Raw genomic sequence first — 7,395 nt, forward strand, 5'->3', positions numbered from 1 at the left:
GGACGGCTCGACGGACTCGGCCTCGGTCACGTTCTCACTGGTCATCGATGCATCTTCCTTGATCAGGAGTTACACCGATCGTTTTACAGTCCCGGCTTCGGCCTGGTGTGCACCACCCAGATTCCAGACCGCGAAGACGGCTCGATCGAACTGGGCGACATGCGGGAGCAGACCAGGCAGACGCTCACCAACCTGGCCAACGTACTCAGACGGGCGAACAGCGACCCGAGCCGGCTGCTGCACCTGACGATCTACCTCACCGACATCGAGGACCGCGACATCTTCAACGAGGTCTACGCCGAGGTCGTACCACGGCCTTATCCGGCGCGGTGTTGCGTCGCAGTCGCCGCACTCGCCATCGAGGGATTGCGCGTAGAAGTGACCGCTCTCGCCGCCCAGGCGCACGGGGCCGCAGCCGCTTACGAGGACAGTTCGGCCTCGGCGACATCGCCGACGCGAGAGTGCACAAGCTCTCCGGTGGCCAAGCCCGCCACGTCGCAGCCGGCCGGGCCCTGATGCATCTGCCCGAGGAGTTCTTGCTCGACGGACCGACGGCCGGCGTCCCAGTGCGGCCTCACGCTGAGAAGGCAGTTCGTGAAACTGCGGGTGATCGAGCCCGAGAACTCGTTCTGGCGGCGCGGCATCCAGGCCACGACCCGGTACGTGAAGGAGACCGGGGCGGTGCCGTTGCGGATGCCGTACGGCTGCTTCACCCCCGACGACTGGGCGCTGGCCGGGTTCCCGCTGGGGACATGGCCGGCTGATCAGCGAAGGTTCCACAAGCCGAGGCATCTGGACGCGGGACGGGTGAAGCAGCTGGACGGGCTGGGGATGGTGTGGTCGCATCAGGACGTCGCGTTCGAGGAGGGCCTTGCCGCCGCTGGCGCCTGGGCCAAGGTGCACGGCCACCTGTTGCCGCCCGCCACCGCGATCGGCGAGCACGGATACCCCGTCGCGACCTGGGCCAAGAACCAGCGATTCGCCGCCCGGACCACAGAACAGAACGCGCAGCGGCGCGAAGCCGGCCTCCCCGTCGAACCAGCATGGGCGCCCTGACCGAGGAACGGCGCGAGGCATTGGAGGAGATCGATCCGGGGTGGTGCCCGGCATGGGACACGGGTTGGCAGCTGCGCTTCCGCCTCGCCCAGAGCCTGATCCGGTACGGCGGGACCGTACCCATGACCGCGGCCGAGGCGATCGCGCAGGGCGAGGACCTCGGATGGTGTGTGAGCGCGCAGCGGTTCGGCTGGGAGGAGCCGGTGCCCGCGCAGCAGTTGGCTCCTGGAGAACCTCCTGGGTCAGAAGCCGGCTGGGGAGGGCGAGCAGGCTCGGGATGTGGCTCGACAACGTCCGCAAGCGAGCCGACAGACTCAGCGCGGAACGGCGGACGGGCCTCGACGCGCTCGGCATGCGCTGGTAGGCAGGCCGGGCAGGAGCGACGGTCGTGGCACGCGGTGCGGCCGCTTTCGTTGCCGGGATCGCCGTTCAGGTCCATGTGTACAGGGATCATCAGTCCGCCCCACGGGTCGGGGGCGAAGGACTCCATTTGCGGCTCTCCGTCCCGGGACTCACCCAAGACTCCAGTAAGAGCACCCACGCCCAGCGTTCCAAGTCGTCCAGATCGCCCTCCTCTGCCCGAATCCGGGCAGGACCATTACCGGCGGTCAATGAGGTACTGGTCGATTGTCGTCATCCGCGTCGCCCACCGTGTCCGCAGTGTTGTTCGGGGCCAGGGAGCGGATGCGGGGTATCGGTGAAGGCAGTAGCCAGAGTAGTGACAGGGCTCCTCCGGCAGCGGCGATGAGGAGGGTCGACCTCAGGCCGATGAGAGTGGCGAGCAAGCCGCCGACAATGGCACCGACGGGGCGTATGCCGTAATTGATCGTGCTGTACGCACCCGCGACACGACTGCGCATGCGATCGGGGATCACGGCGGCCTGGAGGGAGTTGAGGTTGACGTCGAACAGCATGACGCCGAAGCCGGATAAGAACTCGGCCGCGGCCAACGCCCCTGCGCGGAGCCAGAGAGGGCCATCCGCGGCGGCGGCGATGGCGATCGGCGCAGGGAACAGCACGGCGCCCACGACGATGCTGCGTCCCACACCGAACCGTCGCGAGATCACGGGAGCGGACACCGCACCGAGCAGGGCGCCGGTCGCGCCGACCCCGAGCGCGATGCCGATCACCCCTGCGGACAGTCCGAGGCTCCGACTGGCGAACAGCACGATCAGCCCACTGCCCGCGACGAAGGTGAAGAAGTTGACAGTGGCCGCGCAACCGAGACCGGCCCGCAGTACCGGGTGACGGACGACGAACGCCAGGCCCTCCCTGGCACGCCGCAGCAGTGAGGCTGTGGCTGTGCCGGTGGCGGCTGCCGGCTGTTCCTCAACCGAGACCCGGCCGATCAGGACCGCTGACGCCAGGAAGGTCAGGGCATCCACGACGATGGCGACGGGTGCGGTGAGCGCCTGGACCAGAGCGCCGCCGATCGCAGGGCCGGCGACATAGGAAACCGAACGGCTGGCGCTGAGCTTGCTGTTCGCATCGACATAGGAAGCGCGCGGTACGAGTCGTACGAAGAACGGCGGATAGGCGGTGTTGAACAGCACCCCGGCGGCGCCCGTCAGCAACGCCACGGCATACAGGTGCGTGAGCGTCACAGCCCCCAGCATGTAGGCCGCCGGCAGGCTCAGCAGCACTGCGGCGCGCAGGAGGTCGGCGAGGATCATCAGACGGCGTTTGCGTGCCTGGTGATCGACCCAGGCCCCCAGGAAGATCGCGAGCAGGTTGGGGGTCCAGATGAGCGCGGTCAGCCATGCCACCTGGTTGGCCGAAGCTTTCAGCGCGCTGACGGCGATCAGGGGCAGGGCCAGCTCGGTGATCCGGTCGCCGAACTGTGAGACCGAATTGCCGGCCCAGAAGCGGGAGAACCGCCGATCGCGCCACAGTGATATCGCAGGGGACCGGTCCAGGCCGTTCATGATGTCTGCCCTGTCTGCTTCTCACCCTGTTCCCCGCCACCTTCCGGCAGGACGTAGCGCATCAGCCGGACGCCACGACTGTCGGCGGGCCGGTCGGCCGGGTCCCGGGTGACGTACGGCGCGAGAACGCGCTCGATCTCGTCCTGGATGGTGGCGAGTTCCTCAGCGGAGACCATGACACGGGTATGGGCCAGACCGGCCTGCCTGCGCCATGCCGGATCGAGTCCGGGCTCGACCTCGGCAGCCCAGCGGCTCGGGAGGTCTGCGTAGCGCAGGAACATCTGCCGCGAGAGTTCGCGTGCGGCCGACCGACCCTCCTCGTCCGTCGGGTCCTGCGACTCCTCGAACCGGAAGCCGCGTGCCACTGCCTCCCACCGCCGGCGTCGGCGGTCCGGTCCGGGCTCGCTGTCACGGACCAGCCCGAAGGTCGCCAGGTGGCGCAGATGCCAGCTGGTCACCGACGGCGTGGCTCCCACATCCGGTGCGAGCTCGGTCGCGGTGGCCGGTCCGTTCCGGTGCAGATGGTCGAGGATCGCCAGCCGCACCGGATGCGCCAACGCCCGCATCGCTTGCGGATCAGTGATCTCGATATCGCCCATGCGGTTACTGGAGTTCATGACATGAGAGTATCCTCTCACAATTCATGAGAGTCAACTCTCAGATCTACAGCGTCACGCAGCCCCGAGATGCACGTCCATGCCATGCGGACAGCACGCAGGCCGCGGTGGCAGGTAGCGGGTGGCGGGTGGCGCTGAATTGGAGAGGCCTATCCCCGCCGGGCACGAGCTGTACCCGCTCAAAACCCTGGCCCGGGCGCAAGAGCGCCTCGCTGGCTGCGCCTGCTCATCGGCCCATCACCGGCCGGGCGGGGGCCAGAACGCGTGCTTACAAGCACCGCGTTCGCGGGTGTTCACCGAAGTACCGAAGTTCCGTATGGTTCCGCCGCCCGGGTTCCAACCTGCTGGACACGGCAGGGCAGGGGACGAGTACTCATGACAGAAACCAACGGCACGGGAACCGCGGACAGGAATCACGGGACGGATACCCACGAAAGCAGGCTCCTCGACCAGGCACAACGCCTGCGCCGACTACAGATCGAATAGGGCAGTCCGCCCCTGCGACGCATCCATATCCATACCTGGGCGAAACAACTGTTCAGCGAAGGGGGCCACCGCCCATCACCACGCAGAACGCCGCCTTCAACGGCCGGTACGTGAGCGTGGACAAGCCGATCGTCCTCGTCCGCACACTGATGTCCTGGGACACCCAGGGCCAGGAATGCCCCCGCCGGCCCGCACAGATCCCGCACAGATCCCGCACTCGAGGAGTGGCTCGCCGACTGGCAGGCCATCACCAGGCTGCGCCCACGCCGACAACGTTCCACGACGCAACAGCCCTCGGCGACACCTGAGCCATCCCAGCCCGCAGACGCCGTCTCCTCACCTCCGACGCCCGCGCCGCACCGGCTGCCACAGGTATCTCCGGCCTCGGCCTGGCCGTCACAGGCCGGGCACAGACAGCCCGAGCCGCCCACCGGTAGTGACCACGACGGGCTGTCGGACCGCCCTGTAGTCGTCGACAGCGCCAACGGTCTGCCGACCAGTACTCCCCCGGGGCACCGGCTTCTCCCGCCATAGCCGCGAGTGCCTGGACGCCGTCGCCGCCGAACTCAACAGCCGGCCACGGACAACGCTCGGCCGGGAATCCCCTGCCGAGCGTCTGTCTGCGCTTCTCGTGGCGTGATCCATGGGCCGCAGCTGCGCGCGGCGCGAGCTGGAGACGTCAAGCCCGCTGCGTGAGCAGGTCATCGAGTTCGGCTGCGAAGAGCAGGGCGGGGTCGAGGCCCATTCCCGTGAAGTGACCGGCGAGTTCCAGGGACAGGACGCCGTGCAGCCGGGTCCAGAAGGTCAAGGCCCGGTGAAGGGCCGCGGGCGGGGCGGGGTGGCCGTCGGCCCAGTCCCGGTGCTCTTCCAGGTGGGCGCCGAACGGTGTCGCGGGGCCGTCCGGGGTGAGGGCCGCACAGGCATCGAGCAGGGTGGCCATGATCTGGGAGGAGATCCTGGTGGTGTCCTCGGGGGCGTGGTAGCCGGGCACGGGGGTGCCGTAGATGAGGAAGTAGCGCTGGGGGTCCTCCAGGGCCCAGTCGCGCAGAGCGTGCGCCAGCCCGGTCACGTCGGCGCCGGCGGCGAAGGCCGCGCGGAAGGTGTCGGCAAGACTTTGGTACGCGTCCCGGATGAGCTCGGTGATCAGCTCGTCGCGGCCGGCGAAGTAGCGGTAGAGCGCGGGGCCGCTCACGCCCATCTGTTTGGCGACCGCGTTGAGGGAGAGCGCGGGCACTCCTGCCGCGGCGATCTGCCCCCAGGCGTGTTCCTTGATCTCCGCGCGGACCTGGGCGCGGTACCGCTCCCGCGGCGTCTTCGGATCCGACTCCCCCACGGCCCGCCACCTTCCCTGTTCCCTCTGCTACATCTTCAAGGTTTCGTTAGAAGCTATCACGCAAGGTCTTGACCCTCCACCACGTCGCTAGTCATAACTTCTAACGAACATGCAAGCTTCTAACTCGTTCGGGGGTGCGCCGTGCGGCCGTCCCGCTCGCCGCCCCGTCCGACGACAAACATCCGCCCGACAGTCAGGGCGTACTCAACAGACAGCTCCCGCCCGGCAACCGACAAGGGGAACACCATGCCCGGCATCCGCACCGTCCTGTTCACCGTCCCGCTCGCCCTCGCCGTCCTCGGCACCGCTGCCGCACCCGCCGGAGCCGCCCACCACCACCCCGGCACGTCCCTCACCTGCCACGGGGAAGGTGTCGATCCCGACGCGCGTGTTCGCCACAGGACCGAGACCGTGATCCACGCGCCGTTGCGTACCGTCTGGAAGCTGCAGACGGACGTGGCGCGCTGGCCGTCCTGGCAGACCTCCGTCAAGACCGCGGAGCGCCTCGATCACGGCCCCCTCCGGAAGGGCTCGGCGTTCCGGTGGACGACCCCGATACCCCCCAACCCCGCGACTTCGGCGACCGAGCTGGAGATCACCTCGACCGTCGAGCAGCTCAGGCCCAACTCCTGCATCCGCTGGACCGGCCCCGCGATCGGTGAGGGACTGCGCATCGACGGTGTCCACGTATGGAACTTCACCGCGGTCGAGGGTGGCGTCCGCGTGAGCACCGAGGAAACCCACACCGGTGCCCAGGTCGACGCGGATGTGCCCACCGCGACGGAGATCCTCCGCCAGGGCCTCGAAGCATGGCTGCACGAACTGAAGACCGCCGCCGAGGCCCGCACCGACGACCGGCGGAACTGAACGGGTGAAACCCGGCAGGCCTCCCGGGCCCGCGCCCCGGGAGGCCTGCCGGGTTTCACTTCGCCGCGAGGAAGTCCTCGACCCCGCAGCGGCTTCACCCGGCGGCTCGACACCCGGGAAGCGCGTCCCGGCGTTGAACCGCGTGCAGCTTCGCCCGGGGCACGGCGCGAACAACTACCTGCTGCCGGAGGACCCCTGCACCGCCACTGCGGCGGCCGAGAGCCTCGGATCCCTGACCCCTGTCTCCGAACCCGCCCGCGAAGCCCTCGCCTTCCATATCGCCGCACAAACGCACCATGCACGGACCGGACGTGTGGGCGACACCGAAACCGCTGCTGCACCGCGCCCACCAGGAAGCGGTCATGGCCCTGGAGAGCCTCGCCTCCTTCGGCACCGCTGCTGCATCCGCCCTGGAAACGGTCCGCACCCTGGCCGAAGCGGACGACCTCGGTCTCCGAGCAGCCGCCGCGGCCGCTCTGTGGGAGCTCGAACGCGACCCGGAGAATGCCGTGCCGCGGCTGAACGACCTGCTCGACAGCTACCGGCACGATGTGGCGACCGACGCGCTCGGCCGGATCGGCCCGCCCGCTGCGAGCGCACTGCCGCGCCTCCGCAAGTCGGTGGCCTTCGACGACCCGTGGATCCGCGTCCACGCCGCGGCCGCGCTGTGGGACATAGGCGGCGAAGCCGAGGTCCCCGTCGTCATGCAGACGCTGCCGGCCGCCTGGGACAAGAACGACGCGACTTCGAACCACGTCCTGGCCTGCCTGAACCGCATGGGCCCGGCCGCCGCACCAGCTCTCCCCCGCATCCGAGCGGAACTCGCACTGCCCCGCCGCGGCGGCCGCTTCAGAAGCATCACCTGCGACGAAGAACTGCAGAACGCCTGCCGCACCATCATGGCCCGCCTCAGCTGCCCGATCCCCCACCCCAACCAGGCCTACCGGCCTCGAAGCCGACGACACGAGGGGTGGGCACGCGGTGCCCACCCCTGTTCTCCAGGTGCCTGCTGCTGAGTCGGGACTGTAAAACGATCGGTGTAACTCCTGATCAAGGAAGATGCATCGATGACCAGTGAGAACGTGACCGAGGCCGAGTCCGTCGAGCCGTC

The 7,395-nt window shown here is 68.7% G+C and carries 7 protein-coding genes; 4 read left to right on the plus strand and 3 right to left on the minus strand.

Annotation, left to right across the window (positions count from 1 at the left end):
- The coding region (locus ACFVX4_RS41205; protein ID WP_389988381.1) for a RidA family protein at window positions 1–516 on the plus strand (516 nt) is incomplete at its 5' end.
- A 78-nt stretch (window positions 517–594) separates the two neighbouring features.
- On the plus strand, window positions 595–1,056 hold the full coding sequence (locus tag ACFVX4_RS41210; RefSeq protein WP_389988384.1) for a helicase associated domain-containing protein: 462 nt from the start codon (window positions 595–597) through the stop codon (window positions 1,054–1,056).
- Between the two features lie 608 nt (window positions 1,057–1,664).
- Here the strand turns inward: ACFVX4_RS41210 and ACFVX4_RS41215 are convergent.
- The 3 genes from ACFVX4_RS41215 to ACFVX4_RS41225 all read right to left on the minus strand — a co-directional run bounded on the left by ACFVX4_RS41215 (window position 1,665) and on the right by ACFVX4_RS41225 (window position 5,417).
- Window positions 1,665–2,981, minus strand: coding sequence for an MFS transporter (locus tag ACFVX4_RS41215; protein ID WP_389988387.1), 1,317 nt, complete (start codon window positions 2,979–2,981; stop codon window positions 1,665–1,667).
- Window positions 2,978–3,598 (minus strand): ArsR/SmtB family transcription factor, encoded by a 621-nt coding sequence (locus ACFVX4_RS41220; protein ID WP_389988390.1) that lies wholly within the window; start codon window positions 3,596–3,598, stop codon window positions 2,978–2,980. Before ACFVX4_RS41220 ends, ACFVX4_RS41215 begins: the two co-directional genes overlap by 4 nt.
- A 1,165-nt stretch (window positions 3,599–4,763) precedes the next feature.
- Window positions 4,764–5,417, minus strand: a complete 654-nt coding sequence (locus ACFVX4_RS41225; protein ID WP_389988393.1) for a TetR/AcrR family transcriptional regulator — start codon at window positions 5,415–5,417, stop codon at window positions 4,764–4,766.
- Between the two features lie 246 nt (window positions 5,418–5,663).
- On the opposite strand from ACFVX4_RS41225, the gene ACFVX4_RS41230 reads away from it, so the two are divergent.
- Both ACFVX4_RS41230 and ACFVX4_RS41235 read left to right on the plus strand, forming a co-directional pair.
- On the plus strand, window positions 5,664–6,284 hold the full coding sequence (locus ACFVX4_RS41230) for an SRPBCC family protein (protein ID WP_389988396.1): 621 nt from the start codon (window positions 5,664–5,666) through the stop codon (window positions 6,282–6,284).
- A gap of 296 nt (window positions 6,285–6,580) precedes the next feature.
- Window positions 6,581–7,300 carry a HEAT repeat domain-containing protein gene (locus ACFVX4_RS41235; RefSeq protein WP_389988399.1) on the plus strand — a complete coding sequence of 240 codons (720 nt, stop codon included), beginning with the start codon at window positions 6,581–6,583 and terminating at the stop codon, window positions 7,298–7,300.
- Window positions 7,301–7,395 lie beyond the last annotated feature (95 nt).

The sequence above is a fragment of the Streptomyces sp. NPDC058240 genome, assembly GCF_042882135.1.
In the GTDB taxonomy this organism is placed as follows: Bacteria; Actinomycetota; Actinomycetes; order Streptomycetales; family Streptomycetaceae; genus Streptomyces.